The sequence below is a fragment of the Mesorhizobium onobrychidis genome, from assembly GCF_024707545.1.
Classification (GTDB): Bacteria; Pseudomonadota; Alphaproteobacteria; order Rhizobiales; family Rhizobiaceae; genus Mesorhizobium; species Mesorhizobium onobrychidis.
In genome coordinates this window covers 3,208,230-3,225,875 of record NZ_CP062229.1, presented here as the reverse complement: position 1 = coordinate 3,225,875, position 17,646 = coordinate 3,208,230, and the positions used below count along the sequence as shown (strand labels likewise).

Sequence of the window (17,646 nt, the reverse complement as noted above, 5' to 3'; positions counted from 1 at the left end):
TCCGGCAGGACAGAGGGGGGTGGGCGGGAACGCTACGTTGGTGTTGAGGGCCTACGGCTCGGCATCAAACACCGGCGTGAACGCCCGGATGGTGCACGGCGTCGGGTTGGTGTGGCGAATTCTCACCCGCCCCTGCCCTTCCCAGCTGTCGTCGATCGGCACCTCGACATTGCCGGTGAACAGATTGGCCATGCCGTCGGGCGAGACGATCGAGGGGATACGAACCGGCTCCCACCGACCGCGCATCAACGACGTGATTTCCAGCCCGGTCGTATCGGCTTCCAACAGGGAAAGGATGACCTTGGCGACTTTCTTTCGACGCCCGACGGTCGACCCGTCCTTGCCGCCGACATCGAGCTCCAGCGTGTCGGCGCCGGCCTCATAGGGTAGCCCGACCTGCCATTTGGCCGCCGTTGCCCCACCGGGCAAGGAAACCGCTCCGGCAGCCACGACAAGGCCCTTGTAGACCTTACCATCCGCCAGAGCGTCGACGGTTTCGCCTTCGAGATGACCCAGGCCTGTGACCACCCCCACGGCCGCGCCGGTGTAGGTCAGGCCGCAATCGACTTCGAACGCGTCGGCGATCTCGCCATATTCGAACGGAACGGTCTTGATTTCGATAGTGCGCCTGGTCGTACCGCCGATGGTGCGCTTGACGAACAGCCAAAGATCATCATTGCCATCCTGCCCCGGCGTGACCACGGCGCTTTCAACGATGCCCCAGTCAGAACCGGAGAAAGTTCCGGCGATGCGATGCCGGTGCATGCCGCGGACTTCCTGGGAAGGCTGGTGCGTGTAGCCGCCGAATTCTCCGTTATCCAGCGGGAACCACAGCAGCGGATCGGGATCGGTCTGGAACGCCAGTTCGACGACGCCCTTCTTCGGAATATGCTCGGAAATCTGTCCGACATCATCCGACGTGAAGCGGCCGGTGGCGCTCTGGGTCAGTTCGGCGATCGATTTGCGGGAGCGCGTCACGTAAAGGAACGACTGACCGGCATCCACCGGACGGACCTTGGCGCAGCCGAACGTGCGGGACCGACGGTTTTTGAAGGACGACGGCGTCAACGCCTCGTCGATGCCCGAACCCGACAGCGCGCGGACGCCGCCAAGCGTTCCGATCAGCAGAGCCCCATCGGATTCCGCAATCCATGTGATATCGTTGGCCTGGCCGCCGCCGGCCTGGACGAACTCCAGCGCGTCGTCATCTTCCTCGCCGAGCGCGAAATTGTCGAAGTCGCCGGTTGCGGATGCGTAGACGGAGAATTTTCGGCTGAAGGCCAGCCGCTCCTCGTACAGCGAACCGCTTTCGACGTACTTTCCGGGAACGAAAGTGCCGAGACGCCAGCGCGCAATCGGGCTGAGATTGGGAAGCGCACGCCCATACAGCCTGACTTTGACCACAGTCGTGCTGGTGCGGCTCGTGATGCGCGCCCAGCGCCAGATGGCATCCGAGCCGAGCAGCCGAATGGCGCGGCCGACATCTGATGCCTGGAAACCGGTGCCGTCATTGATGCCGACGATCGAGGACGCCGTGAGATCGAATGGCGTCTGTGTATCGCCATCCTCATGCCATCCCATTTCCGCGATCGTAACATTGGTGTCGTCCTCGGAGCCGGTGATGTTCAGCCGATAGGACTGGTAGGCCGTCTCATTCTGAAATTCGTAGAAGCGCACCTCGCCGCGCGACCAGACGGTTTCCGCTGTCCGGCTGTCAAGCGAGATCCAGTTGGTGCCGTCAAAACCCTGGAAGTCCCAGGCGACCGGTGCCCTTGTGCCGCCAATGGATTGCGCGCGAAGCCAGTAGCCGTCACAGACCTTGGTCGCTGTACCGGCGAAGTCATAAGACACGAAGCCGGTGGTCGTGCCGAGCGAAAGGTTTGACCCATTGTCCCGGTCGAACACCTTGTAGGCGTTGGCCGCGCCGCTGCTGTCCGCAACAGTGCCGCCTGGAGCGGTATTGTTGGTCATAACAGGATGGACGGCGCCGGTCTCGGCAGGCGCCATGTTGGTCGCGGTTGTGTTGATGTCGTCATAGGGGCCGTCGAGAAAGACGAACTCGGCCAGCGTCCATGTGGTGTGCGCCGTGCGGGTGAGAACCTGCGGCGGGTAGTCCGCGTGGGTGATCCACATCTGGTCGGCGGATGGACGAATTGCAGGTCGAACAGATCGGCTTCGAGATAGGGTGTCGCCACTTCCACCGTGCCGACGCGGGCGCCATAGGCATAGACGCGGATGTAGAGGTCGCCGAACTCCAGCATATAGGCCTGGTCTGCCGAGAAGATGAACGGTATGCCGCGCGTCTTCTTCGACGAATACTTGGCCTCGCCGACGAAATACGACCCGCCGCGCTTGCGGATACCGCCATGCGGCAAGGTGACAAAGTTTTCGCACCGGGAGAGCGCCGCGCGGTAAAGGTCGAGCGAGGCGCGCGCATGCAGGCGCGGCGAGATTTCGCCACGAACGAATGTGTCCTGGACCGGATAGAGCGTCGTCATCAGCGCACAAACCCGCCGCGCTGGATCGCCCAGGACGTCGTTGAAAACCTGCCGCCACGCTGGATGGCGTTGGACTGGAACGCCGCGTCGAGCGCCCGGTCATAGGCACCGCGGGCAATGTCGATCATGCCCGCCTTGTGGGTCAGCGGATGCGCGATCTTGATGGCAAGGGCCGCAACCAGCACTTCCGTGAACAATGCGTCCCAGTCGTTCGGATCGGTGAGGTTGGCGATGTAGCGGATGAGGCGTGGGCTGGACTGGTCCGAGTAGATCAATCCGGCTTCCTGGCGCCACGAGATCGGCACGCCATCCGGCTCGCCATTATGGGTCAGCGGCAAAGGCCGCAGGCAGTCCACGGGCAATTCATAGGCAAAGTTCAGCGTGCCCGCGCCGCTGCCGGTATCGGACCCGGCGACTGCGGCCGCCAGGATTGCGAACACCCAGGCGTGTTTCGTCAGCTCCGCCTCGCGGGTCAGGTCGAAATGCAGATTGAGCACGCGCGCCGCTTTCACGTCCTGGTCGAGGCTGTCGATCGGCGCCTCGTCGAGAACGCCAAGGGCCATGTTGGCGATGTCGAGCGGGGTGATGGCCATGGTTTTGGGCTCCGTCTGTGTGGATCGGAAAAAGCAGGGCATGGGCCCACAGCAAAAAGCCGCTTCGTAGCGGCTGAGGATTTTTGGGGGTGAGTGATGATGGGGTCGCGTTCCGTCGCGCCCCCCTCTGTCCTGCCGGACATCTCCCCCACACGGGGGGAGATTGGCGGTTTTAGCGCTCCGCTTAGTCCTGCAATGTTGAATGTTGGCGAAAGCGGCGGTGACAGCCAATCTCCCCACTCGTGGGGGAGATGCCAAGCTTTGGCAAAGAGGGCAGGACAGAGGGGGGCGCGACGGAACGCGATTCGCAGGAAACTAGTGGCGTGCGCCCACGTTATAATCGCCGCGCAACGCGGCGATGAGTTGCATTCCTGCGGCGTCAGCCGACGCGTGCGCTTGTCCGCCGCCCTGTGTCGGCCGACTTGGCAAAGGCGCTTGCTCGCAGCCTTCCGGCGCCTTTCGCCATCGCCAAACCCCTATCCCGGGCTTCCTGAAGACTTGTCGTGTAGTAGGCGGTGTTTTCCAGACCGCTGAAGAAGTTTATGCGGTGAAGTTCGCCCTTTTTGCTTATGACAACGCCCGCTTTTCGAAGCACGTCCTGAACTGCCTTGTATGTCATATCCATGGTTACCTCCCCTGCCAAGACAAGGCAGCATCGTCCTCTTGTGTAACCGTTTGGTGACGGCGATTCATCAACGTGCAACAACAACAATGTGGCCAGATCCAAATCTCATATCAGTTTAATGCAGCACAGCGCGTGAATTTGGGATTCGCCACATTGGCCGACCGAGCGTCCAGAGAGGGCGGGAGTTCTTTACCCCGCCCCTTCCGGTCCTATCAGGCTTCGGTCGTCTTCAGCGCAATGAACGTCATGTTCTTGACGCTCGACGCCGTGCGGTCCCAGTTCGCCGCCAGCGCCAGCTCGGCATCGGTGGCGAATTCGCCGGCCGAGGAGGCGTCGAGGAAGCGGGTGCCGGGCACATGCGGGACAAAATGCCGGCGGCCGACCATTTCGGTGACGCCGCCGCCATGGCCCTGGCGCGGCTTGCGGTCGAACTCCAGCGGCCCGCCTTCGGTGTTGACCGGCAGCTCGTTCCACAGGATCGCCTTGTCCTTGAACATGAACGCCGTATAGACGCCCGCTGCGACCGGGATGTCGTCGTCGACGACAGCCCGCAGCCCCATGTAATAGGGGATCAGCGGCCCGCCCTGCTCAGACGGCGGCACATAGTCGATGAGGTCGGCGAGCTTCAGCGCCTTCATCTGCTTGGAGTGCATCCAGATCGTCTTGAACTTGTCGGCGCGGTCGCCCATCAGATAGGCAGCCTCGATGATGTCGGTGTCGACGATGGAGGCGCCGGTGACGCGCACCAGATCGCCGGCATCATTGGCGAGGTTGTCGGCCACCACGCCCTTCAGGATGCCGAGCAGCGTCAGCTTGTTGGCGCGCTGCCAGTAGTCGGTCTGGCGGCGGACAATGAGTTTCTGCGGGTCGTCGCCGGCCAGGATCGAGGTCAGGTCCGGGATGCCCCAGGCCTGGGCGCGGACATTTCGGGCGGCGACCTCGCGGCGGGCGCCGATCTTCTTCAATTCGATCGAGTCGGCCGGATCGTCATTGACCGGCTCGGACGGGTCGTTGCCGAGATCCTTCCAGCCGGGCATGTCGACGGAACGCCCGCCCATGGAGAGCTTCGAGGCGATGGCCGGGTCGGAAAACAGAATCCCGGCCTGGTAGATCTCGAGCGACTGGACGTGCTCCTCGAACGAGTATTGTGCATAGACGGACGGAACGATCGCGTCCGCGATGCGGGTATAGGCGTCTGCCATTTTGTCTTTCCTTCAGGGGTTGATGGGCGGAGAAGGTGTGTTGAGATTCAGGTCAGGCCGAGCCGAAAACGATGGCTTTCGAGAACCGGAGCGGAGCGGACATTTGGGTCCGTGAGCACCGGAAGCGCAGAAAGCCGTCGTTTGCAGGCCGGCATCACCTGAATATCGACACAGCTTTAGAGGGGGTTGTTAGGCATCCACAGATCGGGGTTTTCGCCGGCCTCGCGTGCCAGCCGCCGGGCGCGGGCGGGATCGCTTTTGACGAGGGCTGAGATATCGGTCAGGTTGCGTTCGCCGGCGGCGTTGCGCTTGAAGGGATTGCCTCCGCTCAAAGCCGCACCGCCGTCGATCGTGTCTTCCCTGAACATCGCCTCGCCGACGGCGTGAAACGCCTTGGCGATCTGCGGATCGGTCAAGGCCCCGTCAGGCAGGAGGATGCCCTTCGCCTTGTAGGCATCGACCAGGCCGAGCTTCTTCATCGCCCGGTTGGCGACCTCCAGTCTCTGGCGAAAGCCGTCGCTGTCGGTCGGTCCCCACTCCCTGACCAGGTCGTCGTGAGTGGCCTCGACCGAACGGGCAAGGGCAATCTGCTGCACCTGGGCCTGCTCGGCCATGTAGCCGACGAAGCGGTCGTGATAGGCCTGCGCCACCTTCGGCGTGGCGCCGGCCTCGACCGCCCAGGCCTTGGACGCATTGGCGAGCTCGTCCGAATAGGCGAAGTCTTCGGGAAGCCCGTCGGGGCGCCTGTACTCGACCTTGTCAGGCGATGTCAGCGGACGCATCGCCTCAGGCAACCGGGCATGGAACCTGTCCCAGTCTTCCGCAGGTGCGTCCGCCGCGGGAATGCGCAGGCTTTCGCCCTGCTGCCGTTCCAGCTCCGCATAGGATGTGAAAACCTGATCGAGGCTTTCAGGCTTGGTCCAGCCCTTGGTTTCAGCGAGCTTGCGGTTGCCTTCGGAAAGACCGTCAAACCAACTTTCTGCAGCCGGCGGGGCGGACCCATTGTCCCCGGCGGCCGGTGGCCGTGCAAGGTTGCCCGCCGGTGGCAAAGCCACCACGGACCCGGCGTCTGCCAGATTTGTCATGAGAAATATTCCTTTTGTTGTTTGGAAATGGAAAGGCACTGGCCGATTCAGCCGGGCTTCTTGCTTTTGGATGTGAGGGATCGGCTGGGCGGGTCGAATCGTTACCGCCGGAGCCTGATTCATTTCGACAGAGCCTGACTCTATGGTCTTGTTTGACTATGATCTTTCCGAGTCGGAGGCACTCGCCGTCAAGACGAAAGAAACCATGTCTCATTTCGTGACAAGTGGTTGCCGCTGTTCCGCCGCAATGCGTCCGCACTTGGCAAACACTTGGCAAAACCAGCCAGTGTATTAGTTCATAGGCTTCAACGGAGTATCAGACGATGACCATGTACAAAGCCATTGCCGCCCTGCTTGTGACTGCCGCGCTGGCAGGATGTGCACAGACCGAAGGGCAGCAAAGAGCCACCACGGGGGCCCTGGTCGGCGGCGCTGGCGGTGCTCTCGTCGGTCAGGCCCTGGGCCGCGACACCAAGAGCACGGTTATCGGTGCAGCCAGCGGCGCCCTGCTGGGGGCGGTCGTGGGCAGCGCGACCACGCCGCAGCGGCGCGGCGAACAGCTTTGCCGCTATCAGGATCGCTACGGCCGCATCTACACCGCACCTTGCGACGACCGCTACTACCGCGGCGATTATTGAGCGATAGTGCGACGGTCTTCCCTTCTCCCCTTGTGGGAGAAGGTGGCCGCCCACGGGTCTTGCCTCCGGCAAGCCCGAGGACAGGCTCCGCGGCCGGATGAGGGGTGTTCCGGCGAACACCAGCACCGGCTCCTTTCTTGTCGGCGATTTGCGAAATCAGCGGCGACGGCCGATCTCCCCCCAAGTGGGGGAGATGTCCGGCAGGACAGAGGGGGGCGCCGTAGAGCGCCAACCTCAATAGCGACCGAGCATTGACCAAATGCCTCACACGCCATTGCCTCCGCGAAATCGCGCAAATGCCAAATCGATGCGGAAGGCGATGACCGGTGCTGAGCTGAAGCTTTGGAACGAGCTTCGCGCGCATCGGCTGATGGGGCTTGGCTTCCGCCGACAATTTCCGATTGCCGGTTACATTGTTGACTTCGCTTGCCCGGACAAGAAGCTCGTCATCGAAGTCGATGGTTCGCAGCATGCCGACGCCAATGCAGGCGATGAGGCAAGAACAAAGCGTCTTGAACAAGACGGCTGGACCATCCTGCGCTTCTGGAACGACGACGTCATTCGCGACATCGACAATGTCTGCCAGCACATTGTGATCGAGGCAGGGCTCGCAGTTGCGACTTGATACGCCGGCGGGACAGCGCCCCCCTCTGTCCTGCCGGACATCTCCCCCACAAGGGGGGAGATTGTCAGCTTCGCCGGCACCGCTTCTCTTAGGAGCATCGTGATTGGCGGAAGCAACGCTGACAGCCGATCTTTCGGCGAACCACCCCTACCTCCCCTCCAGCCGCGCCGCCTGCTCCAGCGCCGCCAGCCGCTCACCGTCCAGCGTCAGGAACCCCATGATGTGCTGCACCACTTCGGCGCGCGCATTGCTCAGTGCGCTGTGCAGTTCGAAGCCGTTCGGCGTCTTCGTCTTGGCCAGCCACTCGCCATAGGACGGGCGGCGGTAATAGCCGGTCGCCGCCGTCAGGTCGGCCAGCACCATCTCGCCGTCCTGGCCTGAGAACACCCTGAGATAGGCCTTGGTCAGCGCGTCCTGCGCCTTGGCCGGGCCGCCGGCCTGGCTCGAATGGGCGAAGCGTTTGCCGCTCATGCGCCGCCGCCCTCGCCGCCCTGCGGCATCAGCCCGCTGAGACCGTCGAGCAGGCCGCTGTCACGCGCCTGCACGGCGGCGGGCACAGCATCCCCGGCCACCTTGCCGGCGGTGGCGATCGCCGCCATGCCGGCCTGTGCAGCTTGAGCTTTGGCTCTGGCATCGCGAATATCAGCCACCTCGTCGTGGCGGCGAAAAATGCGTTGCGGGCTGCGGCCGGCGCTCTGCACGATCTTTAGCGCCTCGTCGCCGTCGATATTGTCCATGACGCCGGGGTCGAACTGCGCCATCTGCATGGCCGTGGTGACGACCTGGATGGTGTCGCGCGCCTCGGCCGAGCGGCGCAGCACGTCGAGCGGCCCGGTGAAGGTCGGCCGCACCGCCTTGCCCGCAAGGCTCGCCGGCGGCAGGAACCGGCTGTCTTCCTCATATAATCCTTTGTCCTCGAGGATACCGAGCTCGCGGTCGAGATTCGCGGCAAAGCCGGCCTGGATGATCGAGCCGGAGGGCCCGAGCAGCGCGCCCTTCTCCTCCTGCCGGATCAGCGCTTCCGTGGCCGTCATTTGCGGGTTCTGCACCAGCGTCTGGAACAGGTTTACGAACATCATGTCGCGGATCTCCTCGGCCCGGCTTTCCGCGTAGTCGAATGCATAGGTCGGGTTCTGCCCGGTGACGATCGGCGCAATCAGCGGCCGGCCATTGTCGTCGATCAGGCCCGGATAGTTCTCGCCGGGATTGAGCACCGGCACATAGTCGAGCCGTGCCTTCGACGCGGTCGCCGGATCGGTGATCTGCTGCAGCGCCCTGAGGCCCGAGCGGCGCACGGCGTTTTCCTCGCGCACGGTGGTCAACGCCTCGATGGTCGGCGAGATGCCATAGGGGTCGCCCTCATAGCGGCGCCAGTTGAAGCACGACACCGGGAAGGAGCGGAAACCGCTCTCCCTGACGATGACCTCCTCGTCCTCGATGACGTGATAGGAAGCGAAGGCCGTGTCGAGATACTGATAGGATCCGCCCAACCGGTACATCTTGCGCTCGTCGCGCGGCTGGATGCACTGGATCAGCGAAATTTTGGTCTCGCATTTTGCCGGGTCGTCGACCAGCATTTTGATCCGCGCCGGCAGTTTCTCATAGCCGAGCAGCTGCGCCGACTGGCGCGCCGTGCGCTCGTAGCGGCGGTGGAAAATGTCGACCTGACCCCAGCGGTTGCGGCAGAGATAGCCCTCGACCACCGGGATCGAGGCATAGCGGATCAGCGTGCCGCCAAAGCCCTCCTCGGCGTAGAGATAGGCCGGGCCGTAGCGCACGACGTTGCGCAGGCAGGCCTGCGTCGCCGGCACGAAATTCGAATTGGCGGAATAGCGCAGCGCAAACAGGAAATCGCGAAGCGCCTCCGCCCACTCCTTCTCCTCGTCGGTCTCCTCGTCATTCATGGCGGCGGTCGACAGCCCGTGCCATTTTTCCGACTGCGGGATGATCAGGCTTTCCAGCCCGGCGGCCAGCCGGTTTGCAGCCGAGTTGATGGTGTTGGCGTAGACGCGGGCGCCGCGCCGCTCCTGCCGCTCGGCCTGCGTAGCCGCGCCGGATTGCCGGCGCCCGCTCCAGACGTCGGGCGCGTCGGGGTCGCAGAATTCGGACACCGCCTCCCAGACAACCTCATACTGGCTGCGCTCTGTCTCGAGTTCCGCCTGTCGCGACAGGATATCGTGGGCGCGGGAATCGCTCGTCATGGCATTCTTTCTTCGGTGGTATCAGCCTGTTCGAAGCCCAGATATTGCCAAGGCCAGGTCGAATTTTGTTCGCTTTTGCGATGTTCAAGGGGGCGCGGCGGGGATTTAAGGAGATCGATTTGACAATGACGGAAAGCCTACCCGGCGCCCTGAAGAGGCGAAGCAAGCAAGTTGCAAAGCAGCTGCTCGGCTACGATTCCCGCAATTGGCTGCGCATCAGGCAGATCGAGGCGTTCACCGCGTTTCTTGAGGCGGACGGCCGCAAATCCTCTGACGTGATCGAGATCTCGCCCGGCTGGAACCGCCACTGGAAGACGATGTGCTCCAACTATACGTCGGTCGATTTCCCCGACTTCGACATCTGCAAGGACCGCACCGACCGGCAATATTCCGTCGTCATCGCCGACCAGGTGCTGGAACATGTGCAGCGCCCGCTCGCCGCGGTACAGAATATCCATGCCATGACCCGGCCGGGCGGCTGGGCGATGGTGGCGACACCGTTCCTGTTCAGGGTGCATGCCAGGCCGCACGACTACAACCGCTGGACCGCCGCCGGCCTCAAGCAGGTGCTGGTCGAAGGCGGCTTCCCCCAGGCGGAAATCCAGGTGTTCAGCTGGGGCAACAAAGCCTGCGCAAAAGCCCATATCGGCGGCCCCGTCCGCGCCTACGGCCTATGGCGCGACCTCAGCAACGACGAGGAATACCCGCTGATGGTGTGGGCGTTCGCACGCAAGCCGGGGTGAGCGGCCGAAGCTGCCAATCTCCCCCCTTGTGGGGGAGATGGCCGGCAGGCCAGAGGAGGGCGCTGTCCCGCCGGCCTATCCGCCAAATCACGGTTGAGCCGCTCGCCATTTTCGGTCGAAAATCACCAAGTGCGGCGTTCCTTCACGCCCCCCTCTGCCCTGCCCTCTTTGCCACCACTTGGCATCTCCCCCACAAGGGGGGAGATTGGATTTCGCCTCGGCTTTCGCCAATTTCCAACGTTGTAAAATAAGGGCGTGGGGGCTGAAGCTGCCGATCTCCCCCCTTGAGGGGGAGATGTCCGGCAGGACAGAGGGGGGTCTACTTGGCGCTGCCCTTGTCGCCACGTCATACCCCCAGCAGCACGCGGCGCTGGCCGGTGAGTTCGCTCGGCGACAGGTCAGTCTTGACTGTGCCGGCGGTGCCCTGGCGCTGTTCGAGCTCAGCCCTGAGTGCGGCTTCTCGCGCCTGCACGTCCTTGTCGGCAATGGTCGGTGTCGGTGGCAGCGGCTTCAGCGCCGGCGGCTTTTGAAAAAGGCACATGGTTCCAGCTTTCTCTTGTCCAGTCGTAGAGCAAAAAATCTTCGCCGTTCCTGCCATAGCCCGGCAGGCGGCAGCGTTGCGTGGCGCCCAGCCGGGCGAGCCAGCGCAGCGCCAATTCATTGGCGGCGAGCGCCCGCGCCTCGACCCGCCAGGCGCCACGCGCGGCCACGTCAGGCCCGAGCACGGCGTGAAAGAACGCCGTGATCCCAGGCACGCAGCGCCTCATGCGGTGCGTGCCCCAACTCCAGGCGACCCATAAGCCGCCGCGCTGTTCGGCGGCGCCAAAGCCGGTTTCCGGATTGCCGTCCAGCTCGGCGACATAGGCAAACCCCTGCAGCGCCGTCAGCGCCAGCAGCGCCGGCGACCATTCGTCGAACTGGCAGTCGATCTCGGCCCGGTCTTCTGGCCGTAGATTGGCGGCGATGTAGGAAAGGTCGCGCAATGTGGCGGGGACGATGCGGACGGTCATGAGGCGACCATGGTATGTGGTTGCCTTCGAGTCACCGAAACGCCCTCAGCGGATCGCTCTGCCCCGCCTTTGGCCGCACCGCCTTGAACTCCGCCGGGTCGACCACCGCTTCCCTCAGCATCATCACGCCATAGCGTGTCGCCGCCATCAGATCGTCGCGCAGCTTCACCACCTGGCCGTCCCTACGGTGATAGAGACGGAACTCCTCGAACCAGGGCAAAAGCGTCGAAAACACCTTGAAGCGGCCGCTCTGCATGCGGTCGAGCATCTCCATCAGCCCGGCCTCGACCGACACCGAACCGTCGGCGAACTGCGCATGGCCGGCGAGCATGTTCAGCCCATGCGCCGCATATTGCCGGGCAAGTGCCACGCCCGCACCTTCCAGCGTCTCGCGGCGGCCGTCGCGCGGCCATGCCCAGGGCAGCCATTCGCCCCACGGTTTCAAGGTCAGCGCCTGCATGGCCGGCGTTTGCTGCGACGCGCGGCAGGCTTTGGCGACGTAGACGACATCGGTCTCGGTATCCCAGGCGAGTTCGACCGCTGCAGACGGATGGTCCCAGCCGAAATCCAGCGCGCCGAGCCGCGGCCAGTAGCGCGGCAGCCGGAACGGCTCGCAGGCGATCAATTCTTCCGCCACCGGAAAGATGCGGCCGGAGCCGAGCACCGGAATGCCCTTGGCCCGCGCCTCGCGCTCATGCGCGGGATAGGCTGATATGATCGCGGCTCGCTGCTGCGGCGTATAATGCTCGGCATCGTCGATGGTCATCAAGGTGACGTGGCGGGTCATTGGAGCGCCCTCGCGGCTTGAATCGTTTTGGCAGAGGCAGGGCGTATGGTGTTGTTCGGCCAAGGACTTTTTGGATGGCGGGACAGCGCCCCCCTCTGTCCTGCCGGACATCTCCCCCACGAGGGGGGAGATTGGCAGCTTCCGCGTCCCGCTTGCCTACAACCGTTGGAGATTGGCGAAAGCCGGGGTGGCATCCGATCTCCCCCCAAGTGGGGGAGATGTCCGGCAGGACAGAGGGGGGCGCGAAGGAACGCGACAGGTGAGGGAAAGCTCCATCCCACCTCACCACCTCCCCATTCCCTCCACCTCCTCCGCCGACAAAAACAACAGCACCACCTCCGACATGCCGAGCAGCGGCGTGAAGGTGACGATGGTGATGCCGCCTGTCGCGTTAGTACGGGTCAGGCCTTCGGAATAGATGTCGAGCGGCGGCTCTTCGTCGAACCAGACGCCGTGCAGCGTCTCGCCCTGCCATTTCTCGCGGCCCTTCTCGTAACTCTTGAACGACAGCACCGATTCATCGGCCTGGACATCGCCACCGCCGCCATGGCGCACCACGACGCTGTCCAGCCCATGCGGCGCGCCGCGCCCCATGATGGTGCTGAGAATGGCGCCGGCCGGGATCATGCCGGTGCCCCACGCCGCCGGCTGCTGCGGCGGGCCGATCAGGATGCGCTGCGGGTTATCGCGCGTGCCCTCGGCGGTGACGCCGGCCGCCCATAGCCGCACGGACGTGTCGAAAACCTTGCCTTGCCACCACTCAGGATAGCGGCCGGTGAGATGCATCGCCCATTCAGCACCGCCGGCTCTTGTCTTGCCGAGCTGGTTGCCGGCCATGAACAGCCGCTCGCGGTTGGTCGCGCCCGCCGCATGGAACTCGGCCTGCCTGAGATAGGGCCGGTAGGCGGCAAGCTGGTTAGTGCGGCGCCTGCGGTCCAATTCCCTGAGCAGGCTCAGATACTCGGTCTTCGCCGTCGAGCCCCGGCTTGGTGGGACCCGGTTTCCCGAGGCCCGGTTTCCCGAGGAATGGCCGGAGGACGGCTTCGAGGCCGCGGATGCGCTGCCTGATTTCGTCATCGCTCAATACATCCAGACTGTTGATGTTGACGTGCAAATCCTTGGGCAGCACCGACAGCACGATCTTCAGATACTGGTCGGGCTTTTCGGTACGGACCTCGGCGATGACGCCGGCGCCATGCGCCCGGAAATCGGCGCGGATGGCTTCCAGAAAACCATCGGCCAGCGTTTTCTTCGCCCGCCTCGGCCGGCCGGAGGGCCGTTCCGTCACATCAGGCGGTTCGTCGTCGAAAGAATCCTCGGCCATGCCCTACCCCATCATCCCGGCGGACATCGCCGGCTTCGCTGTTTTCTTGGCCGGGCGCGTAGGTTTCTTGCGCGCCCGCTTGCCGGGCTTTGCACGCGTTGGCTTCCGCGGCCGGTTTGCCGCATCGCCCTTTGCCCCAGCCGCGCTGCCGGACTTGCCGGCGCCTGACGCGGCTTTGAGCGCCGCCCTGGCGATGCTCACCGCACCGGCGCTGACGCCCGCTTGCGGAAACCCAAAGCCGCCGGCCGCGTCGACGCCCCGGACCATGCCGATCCGCACACCGGCGGCGACCGGCTCGACCCGGCCGTGGCGGGCATCGGGCGCGCCTTCGAATTCGCCGATGGCACTGACGACCTCGCGGCCGTCATCGTCGGTGATGATGGTTGCGTAACGCTTGGACATGGGGTCTCTGGTGAGCAGTGCGCGCTATGGCACGCTTCAAGAAATGTGTTGGCGAAAGTGACGATCACACGCGTCGCGATCCTTCGCGCCCCCCTCTGTCCTGCCGGACATCTCCCCCTCAAGGGGGGAGATCAGCAGCTTCACTCGCCGCGTTCTTCCTGCAAAGGCAGGCGATTGGCGAAACGATGCAACAGCCAATCTCCCCCCTTGAGGGGGAGATGTCCGGCAGGACAAAGGGGGGTGCTGTCCCGCCGACATTTGATATCGGCAACACAGGCATAAACCTTCGAGAAGGCAAAAAACAAAAACCCCGCCTCGGCGGGCGGGTCGTTGGCGCAAATCAGCACCATGACTATATTCCTAGCATAGCTGCCGTCACAAAGCAAGCGAAATCTCGTGGGCCGGCCTAAAATTCGGCCGCCCGCCGCGATATGCTGCAGCTGTCCGGATCGGAACCGGCGTTCGCGCGTTTGCAATTTTGTCAATGGGAGCAAAGCCATGAATGTCGCCAATCTGCAACTCGAGGGCCTGCTGATGGCCGTCGCATCGATCAATCAGGTCCTTGTTCGCAAGGGCGTGCTGTCGGTCGAGGATATAGACATCGCCTTGCGCAAGGCCGAAGCCAGCGAGACCAGCGAGGAGCGATCCGAAGGCATGTCGGCGTCGAGCCGCGATGCCGTCAACTTCCCGATCCGGCTGCTGGAACTGGCCAATCAGTGCCAGCCGGAGGCGGACATGCCGTCGTTCTCGAAACTGGCGCGCATGGTCGGCCAGATGAAGGAACCCTACAACGACCAGATGTGACATCGCCTCCCCGCATCAAAGGCGGCGAGCCGACCGAAGGATCTGGATCAGCTTGCAGACCCAAGCTTCAGCGTCAGCACGCGGCCCGGCCCATGCACGGCGGCAAACAGCAGCCCGGCAACGAAGGTGAAGTGATCGACGAAGAAGCCGAACTCGGCCTGATTGCCGGCCCAGTGCGACGGGCCGTGGAAGGCAAAGGCGAGGAACAGCACATAGGCGGCGGCGACAAGCGCGGCCGGTGCGAAAAAAGCGCCGGTCAGGAAGCACAGCACGAGGACGACCTCGAGCAGGGCCGCGCACCAGGCCAGAAACAGCGGGAACGGAAATCCGGCGGCGGCGATGTAGCCCGCGGTGGCGCCCATGTCGATGAACTTGAAGGTCACCGCCATCAGGAAGACGGCCGCGAAGATCAGGCGGCCAATGAGGATTGCCGCGGTTTGCCACGGCGTTTGAACGGGTGATTGAGCGGATTCCAACGACATGATGTCCTCCGGGGTTGCGACGGGTTTCGCCCCAAGGACGATACACGAGCCGCAAACCCGACATCAGGATTCAAATAGCTTTGACTCAAAGGGCGCGAGCTTCCAGGACTAGAGTCCTCGAGGTTCGCGCGGCGCCTCCCCTTCTCCCCTTGTGGGAGAAGGTGGCCGAGCCCACGGGTTTTGCCTCCGGCAAGCCCGAGGACAGGCTCCGCTCGGTCGGATGAGGGCTGCTCCAGCTTGGCATGCCGCATTCCGTCCAACACCCCTCATCCGGCTCGGTCCTGCGCGCCGATCCACCTTCTCTCACAAGGGGAGAAGGGATCGCGGCGTCTATGCCTTATCCTACCTTCGCCTCCGGGTGGCTGATCGGATCCCGCACCGTCCCATACTGACTGCCCCAGCGGTCGGTCATGTCGCAGCGTATGTCCCACAGCTCCGGGAAGAAGCGATGAAGGGCGCCGGCCTGCAGCAGTTCGACCGGCCGGCCTTTCAGCGATTTCGAGCCCAGCCCGATCGAACGGTGGATGAGGTAGAGATGATTGGCGCGGAATTTCTGGAACAGCTCGTCGAATTCGATCAGCGCCTCGGCGACGACATAGCTGTCGCCGTGATCATACCTGATATCGTAGACATCCTCGACCGAGAGCCCGCGACCATCGAGATAGGACGCCTGGAAGGCGCGCCACAGGTCCGGCGGCATGCGCAGCAAGAGCTTGAAGCCTGGCGATTCCTGGCCGCTGCCATTGCCGAGCTCCAGCCGAATCTCCTGGTATTCCTTGGGCGACATGGTTTCGAGCAGGTCGAGCTGCACCGTCATCATGCGCATCAGCCGATGCACGCGCCCCATCAGCGTGACGACGCGATGCGTGTTCTGCTGTTCGAGGAAGTCGACGACATCGACCAGCGTGTAGGTGATGAGCTTCATCCACAGCTCTTCGACCTGATGCACGATCTGGAACTGCAGCTCGTCGGCATTCACCATCTCGGCCAGCGGCTTCTGGCAGGCGAGAAGCTTGTCGCATTGGAGGTAGACGCCGTAGTCGCGCATCTCGGGCGCTTCGATGCGGGCATAATAATCCGGCTTGTGCATGGCAGCTGCTCCTTTGCCCGGCCCGTCGGTTCAGGGCATCTGTTCGGTCCGAGCCTGGAGAATAAGCGGTTTTGGCTTGAATATTGTTCCCTTCTGTTATTCAAATAGCGAGAATTGAAGGACGAAATTCCATTTATGGCGCCGTCCTGGAGAACGTTCGATGCTGGATGCTCTCGACCGGAAGATCGTCGCAGCGCTGGAACGCGACGCGCGTACCTCCTTCGCGGTGCTCGCCGACGAGGTCGGCTTAAGCAAGACGCCGTGCTGGAAGCGGGTCAAGGCGCTGGAGGACGCCGGCATCATCCGCGGCTACTCGACACGGATCGACCCGGCAAAACTCGGCTTCGGCATCGAAGCCTTCATCCAGGTGTCGATCGATTTCGAGCTTTCCGAAGCCTTCGAGGCCGCAGTCCAGGCGCACCCGCTGATCCGGCGCTGCCACGCCACGACAGGCGAGGCCGACTATCTCCTGCAGATCGTGACGGTCGACATGATGGCGCTGGACAGGATGCTGCGCGTCGAGCTCAGCCGCCTGCCCGGCGTGCGCCGGACGATCACGTCGATGGCCATGCGCGAGATCAAGGGTGACATTTCTTTCGCCAATGCCGTTGGTCATACGCAGCAGAAGCGATAACGGGTCGGCAGCGGCTGGTGTTTGTTGGAGCCGATCAGCGGGATGGTTCAGGCTGCGTTTTTGTCGGGCTTGTCGATCCGTCATGCCGGGCTTGGGGCCGGACCGACGCGCTGGTCCTTCTGCTGTTCGACGTCAGCTTTCCACTTCGGGCAGTTCTCGTAGTCATGGTCGCGCCCGCCGCAATAAGCGCAGCATTTTGCAGGGCTATCGGGGCGAAACATCGTCATGCATTGAAATGCACGTGGCGCCGGTCTGGTTGCGTGGCACCGTTACTTTTCGCTTACATTAGGGATTTGGGTGCTAAATCCGGGGTTTAAGGCGTGTAGCCAAGCGCGGCCAGGGCCGACAGCCCTGCAACCAGGCCAATTGCAATAACAATGCCGAAATGCCGTTCCAGGAATTTGCGCCCCTGCAAGTCGTATCGCATATCTGAAACTCCGCCGCGTAATCTGGGGCAGTGTGTTCAGGCGTCAAGGCCGGGGTCTTGACAGGCGGTAGTCAGGCAGCTGCCATTGTTCATATCGTGGTTCATATCGGAACGTGGAACGACACCTCATGGCCGAGCACTCTTCATCGGTGGGAGAAAACCACTCCCGCCGCGGCATCCGACCCCCGCCTGGCCTTTGTTTATGCCGAGGCGGTGCGAGGTCTTCTGCATCAGCAGAACGTGGTGGAGAGCCTCGATACGCGAGCGGGCAATCTGGTCTTTGCAACCGCGTTCGTAAGTTCTCTCCTCGGCGGCAGAGCCCTCCTGGATGGGCTGGGGCTGTGGGACTGGCTGGCGCTGGCGCGGGCCCGATCGGGCTTGTGGCCCGGTCTGCAGCAGGCACCGGGGGGCGGAGCCCGCTGGTCACAAACAATCATTAGAACCTGCTAATGTTCCACGCTGACTAATATTTCGGA

General features: G+C 63.4%; 19 protein-coding genes and 1 pseudogene. 5 read left to right on the top strand and 15 right to left on the bottom strand.

The window, feature by feature from the left end:
- Positions 1 to 51: 51 nt before the first annotated feature.
- From IHQ72_RS16085 to IHQ72_RS16065, 5 genes are all read right to left on the bottom strand, one after another.
- Complete coding sequence (locus tag IHQ72_RS16085) at positions 52 to 2,133, bottom strand: phage tail protein (protein WP_258123321.1); 2,082 nt, start codon at positions 2,131 to 2,133, stop codon at positions 52 to 54.
- Positions 2,134 to 2,497: 364 nt separating this feature from the next.
- The gene (locus IHQ72_RS16080; RefSeq protein ID WP_258123320.1) at positions 2,498 to 3,091 is read right to left on the bottom strand and encodes a phage connector family protein; all 594 of its coding nucleotides are present in this window, start codon (positions 3,089 to 3,091) and stop codon (positions 2,498 to 2,500) included.
- 379 nt (positions 3,092 to 3,470) lie between these two features.
- Positions 3,471 to 3,716, bottom strand: a complete 246-nt coding sequence (locus IHQ72_RS16075) for a hypothetical protein (RefSeq protein WP_258123319.1) — start codon at positions 3,714 to 3,716, stop codon at positions 3,471 to 3,473.
- Positions 3,717 to 3,928: 212 nt separating this feature from the next.
- Positions 3,929 to 4,918: a hypothetical protein gene (locus IHQ72_RS16070; RefSeq protein ID WP_029351750.1), complete on the bottom strand. Its 990-nt coding sequence runs from the start codon at positions 4,916 to 4,918 to the stop codon at positions 3,929 to 3,931.
- A gap of 176 nt (positions 4,919 to 5,094) precedes the next feature.
- Positions 5,095 to 6,003 carry a hypothetical protein gene (locus tag IHQ72_RS16065; RefSeq protein WP_258123318.1) on the bottom strand — a complete coding sequence of 303 codons (909 nt, stop codon included), beginning with the start codon at positions 6,001 to 6,003 and terminating at the stop codon, positions 5,095 to 5,097.
- 323 nt (positions 6,004 to 6,326) lie between these two features.
- Between IHQ72_RS16065 and IHQ72_RS16060 the strand changes: the two genes are divergently transcribed.
- The gene (locus tag IHQ72_RS16060; RefSeq protein ID WP_095490674.1) at positions 6,327 to 6,641 is read left to right on the top strand and encodes a YMGG-like glycine zipper-containing protein; all 315 of its coding nucleotides are present in this window, start codon (positions 6,327 to 6,329) and stop codon (positions 6,639 to 6,641) included.
- A 259-nt stretch (positions 6,642 to 6,900) separates the two neighbouring features.
- Complete coding sequence (locus tag IHQ72_RS16055) at positions 6,901 to 7,266, top strand: endonuclease domain-containing protein (protein WP_258123317.1); 366 nt, start codon at positions 6,901 to 6,903, stop codon at positions 7,264 to 7,266.
- Between the two features lie 147 nt (positions 7,267 to 7,413).
- On the opposite strand, the gene IHQ72_RS16050 is transcribed toward IHQ72_RS16055, so the two are convergent.
- Both IHQ72_RS16050 and IHQ72_RS16045 read right to left on the bottom strand, forming a co-directional pair.
- Entirely contained in the window at positions 7,414 to 7,737 is a 324-nt protein-coding gene (locus tag IHQ72_RS16050; protein ID WP_258123316.1) for a Bbp19 family protein, read from the bottom strand.
- The gene (locus IHQ72_RS16045; RefSeq protein WP_258123315.1) at positions 7,734 to 9,467 is read right to left on the bottom strand and encodes a portal protein; all 1,734 of its coding nucleotides are present in this window, start codon (positions 9,465 to 9,467) and stop codon (positions 7,734 to 7,736) included. The genes IHQ72_RS16050 and IHQ72_RS16045 overlap by 4 nt, the downstream gene beginning before the upstream one ends.
- Before the next feature lie 125 nt (positions 9,468 to 9,592).
- On the opposite strand from IHQ72_RS16045, the gene IHQ72_RS16040 reads away from it, so the two are divergent.
- Positions 9,593 to 10,210, top strand: coding sequence for a methyltransferase domain-containing protein (locus tag IHQ72_RS16040; protein WP_258123314.1), 618 nt, complete (start codon positions 9,593 to 9,595; stop codon positions 10,208 to 10,210).
- Positions 10,211 to 10,650: 440 nt separating this feature from the next.
- Here IHQ72_RS16040 and IHQ72_RS16035 read toward each other — a convergent pair whose 3' ends face one another.
- The 6 genes and pseudogenes from IHQ72_RS16035 to IHQ72_RS16010 form a co-directional block, all read right to left on the bottom strand.
- The gene (locus IHQ72_RS16035) at positions 10,651 to 11,220 is read right to left on the bottom strand and encodes a hypothetical protein (protein ID WP_258123313.1); all 570 of its coding nucleotides are present in this window, start codon (positions 11,218 to 11,220) and stop codon (positions 10,651 to 10,653) included.
- Between the two features lie 31 nt (positions 11,221 to 11,251).
- Positions 11,252 to 12,007 carry a phage terminase large subunit family protein gene (locus tag IHQ72_RS16030; RefSeq protein WP_374120364.1) on the bottom strand — a complete coding sequence of 252 codons (756 nt, stop codon included), beginning with the start codon at positions 12,005 to 12,007 and terminating at the stop codon, positions 11,252 to 11,254.
- A 318-nt stretch (positions 12,008 to 12,325) separates the two neighbouring features.
- A pseudogene (locus IHQ72_RS16025) lies at positions 12,326 to 12,964 on the bottom strand (terminase large subunit domain-containing protein); the annotation flags it as partial.
- Positions 12,924 to 13,331: a hypothetical protein gene (locus IHQ72_RS16020; RefSeq protein WP_258123311.1), complete on the bottom strand. Its 408-nt coding sequence runs from the start codon at positions 13,329 to 13,331 to the stop codon at positions 12,924 to 12,926. The pseudogene IHQ72_RS16025 and the gene IHQ72_RS16020, both read right to left, overlap by 41 nt.
- Before the next feature lie 3 nt (positions 13,332 to 13,334).
- Complete coding sequence (locus tag IHQ72_RS16015) at positions 13,335 to 13,733, bottom strand: hypothetical protein (protein WP_258123310.1); 399 nt, start codon at positions 13,731 to 13,733, stop codon at positions 13,335 to 13,337.
- 140 nt (positions 13,734 to 13,873) lie between these two features.
- Complete coding sequence (locus tag IHQ72_RS16010) at positions 13,874 to 14,083, bottom strand: hypothetical protein (RefSeq protein WP_258123309.1); 210 nt, start codon at positions 14,081 to 14,083, stop codon at positions 13,874 to 13,876.
- Positions 14,084 to 14,231: 148 nt separating this feature from the next.
- Here IHQ72_RS16010 and IHQ72_RS16005 point away from each other — a divergent pair, with 148 nt between their 5' ends.
- A complete protein-coding gene (locus IHQ72_RS16005; RefSeq protein WP_258123308.1) occupies positions 14,232 to 14,537 on the top strand; it encodes a hypothetical protein in 306 nt (101 codons plus the stop codon).
- A 47-nt stretch (positions 14,538 to 14,584) separates the two neighbouring features.
- Here the strand turns inward: IHQ72_RS16005 and IHQ72_RS16000 are convergent, their stop codons facing one another.
- Together IHQ72_RS16000 and IHQ72_RS15995 are read right to left on the bottom strand one after the other, a co-directional pair.
- Positions 14,585 to 15,019, bottom strand: coding sequence for a DoxX family protein (locus IHQ72_RS16000; RefSeq protein WP_258123307.1), 435 nt, complete (start codon positions 15,017 to 15,019; stop codon positions 14,585 to 14,587).
- A 337-nt stretch (positions 15,020 to 15,356) separates the two neighbouring features.
- A complete protein-coding gene (locus tag IHQ72_RS15995; protein WP_258123306.1) occupies positions 15,357 to 16,109 on the bottom strand; it encodes a tryptophan 2,3-dioxygenase family protein in 753 nt (250 codons plus the stop codon).
- Positions 16,110 to 16,269: 160 nt separating this feature from the next.
- On the opposite strand from IHQ72_RS15995, the gene IHQ72_RS15990 reads away from it, so the two are divergent.
- On the top strand, positions 16,270 to 16,743 hold the full coding sequence (locus IHQ72_RS15990; protein WP_029351781.1) for an Lrp/AsnC family transcriptional regulator: 474 nt from the start codon (positions 16,270 to 16,272) through the stop codon (positions 16,741 to 16,743).
- The last annotated feature ends 903 nt before the right edge of the window (positions 16,744 to 17,646 follow it).

Bases quoted from the DNA above. Each gene is read 5' to 3' on its own strand.
- IHQ72_RS16065 (WP_258123318.1), bottom strand. From the start codon at position 6,003: ATGACAAATCTGGCAGACGCCGGGTCCGTGGTGGCTTTGCCACCGGCG.
- IHQ72_RS16005 (WP_258123308.1), top strand. From the start codon at position 14,232: ATGAATGTCGCCAATCTGCAACTCGAGGGCCTGCTGATGGCCGTCGCA.
- IHQ72_RS16030 (WP_374120364.1), bottom strand. From the start codon at position 12,007: ATGACCCGCCACGTCACCTTGATGACCATCGACGATGCCGAGCATTAT.
- IHQ72_RS16040 (WP_258123314.1), top strand. From the start codon at position 9,593: ATGACGGAAAGCCTACCCGGCGCCCTGAAGAGGCGAAGCAAGCAAGTT.
- IHQ72_RS16000 (WP_258123307.1), bottom strand. From the start codon at position 15,019: ATGTCGTTGGAATCCGCTCAATCACCCGTTCAAACGCCGTGGCAAACC.
- IHQ72_RS16035 (WP_258123313.1), bottom strand. From the start codon at position 11,220: ATGACCGTCCGCATCGTCCCCGCCACATTGCGCGACCTTTCCTACATC.
- IHQ72_RS16020 (WP_258123311.1), bottom strand. From the start codon at position 13,331: ATGGCCGAGGATTCTTTCGACGACGAACCGCCTGATGTGACGGAACGG.
- IHQ72_RS16045 (WP_258123315.1), bottom strand. From the start codon at position 9,467: ATGACGAGCGATTCCCGCGCCCACGATATCCTGTCGCGACAGGCGGAA.
- IHQ72_RS16010 (WP_258123309.1), bottom strand. From the start codon at position 14,083: ATGGTGCTGATTTGCGCCAACGACCCGCCCGCCGAGGCGGGGTTTTTG.
- IHQ72_RS16050 (WP_258123316.1), bottom strand. From the start codon at position 7,737: ATGAGCGGCAAACGCTTCGCCCATTCGAGCCAGGCCGGCGGCCCGGCC.
- IHQ72_RS16070 (WP_029351750.1), bottom strand. From the start codon at position 4,918: ATGGCAGACGCCTATACCCGCATCGCGGACGCGATCGTTCCGTCCGTC.
- IHQ72_RS16055 (WP_258123317.1), top strand. From the start codon at position 6,901: ATGCCTCACACGCCATTGCCTCCGCGAAATCGCGCAAATGCCAAATCG.
- IHQ72_RS16085 (WP_258123321.1), bottom strand. From the start codon at position 2,133: ATGTGGATCACCCACGCGGACTACCCGCCGCAGGTTCTCACCCGCACG.
- IHQ72_RS16060 (WP_095490674.1), top strand. From the start codon at position 6,327: ATGACCATGTACAAAGCCATTGCCGCCCTGCTTGTGACTGCCGCGCTG.
- IHQ72_RS15990 (WP_029351781.1), top strand. From the start codon at position 16,270: ATGCTGGATGCTCTCGACCGGAAGATCGTCGCAGCGCTGGAACGCGAC.
- IHQ72_RS15995 (WP_258123306.1), bottom strand. From the start codon at position 16,109: ATGCACAAGCCGGATTATTATGCCCGCATCGAAGCGCCCGAGATGCGC.
- IHQ72_RS16015 (WP_258123310.1), bottom strand. From the start codon at position 13,733: ATGTCCAAGCGTTACGCAACCATCATCACCGACGATGACGGCCGCGAG.
- IHQ72_RS16080 (WP_258123320.1), bottom strand. From the start codon at position 3,091: ATGGCCATCACCCCGCTCGACATCGCCAACATGGCCCTTGGCGTTCTC.
- IHQ72_RS16075 (WP_258123319.1), bottom strand. From the start codon at position 3,716: ATGGATATGACATACAAGGCAGTTCAGGACGTGCTTCGAAAAGCGGGC.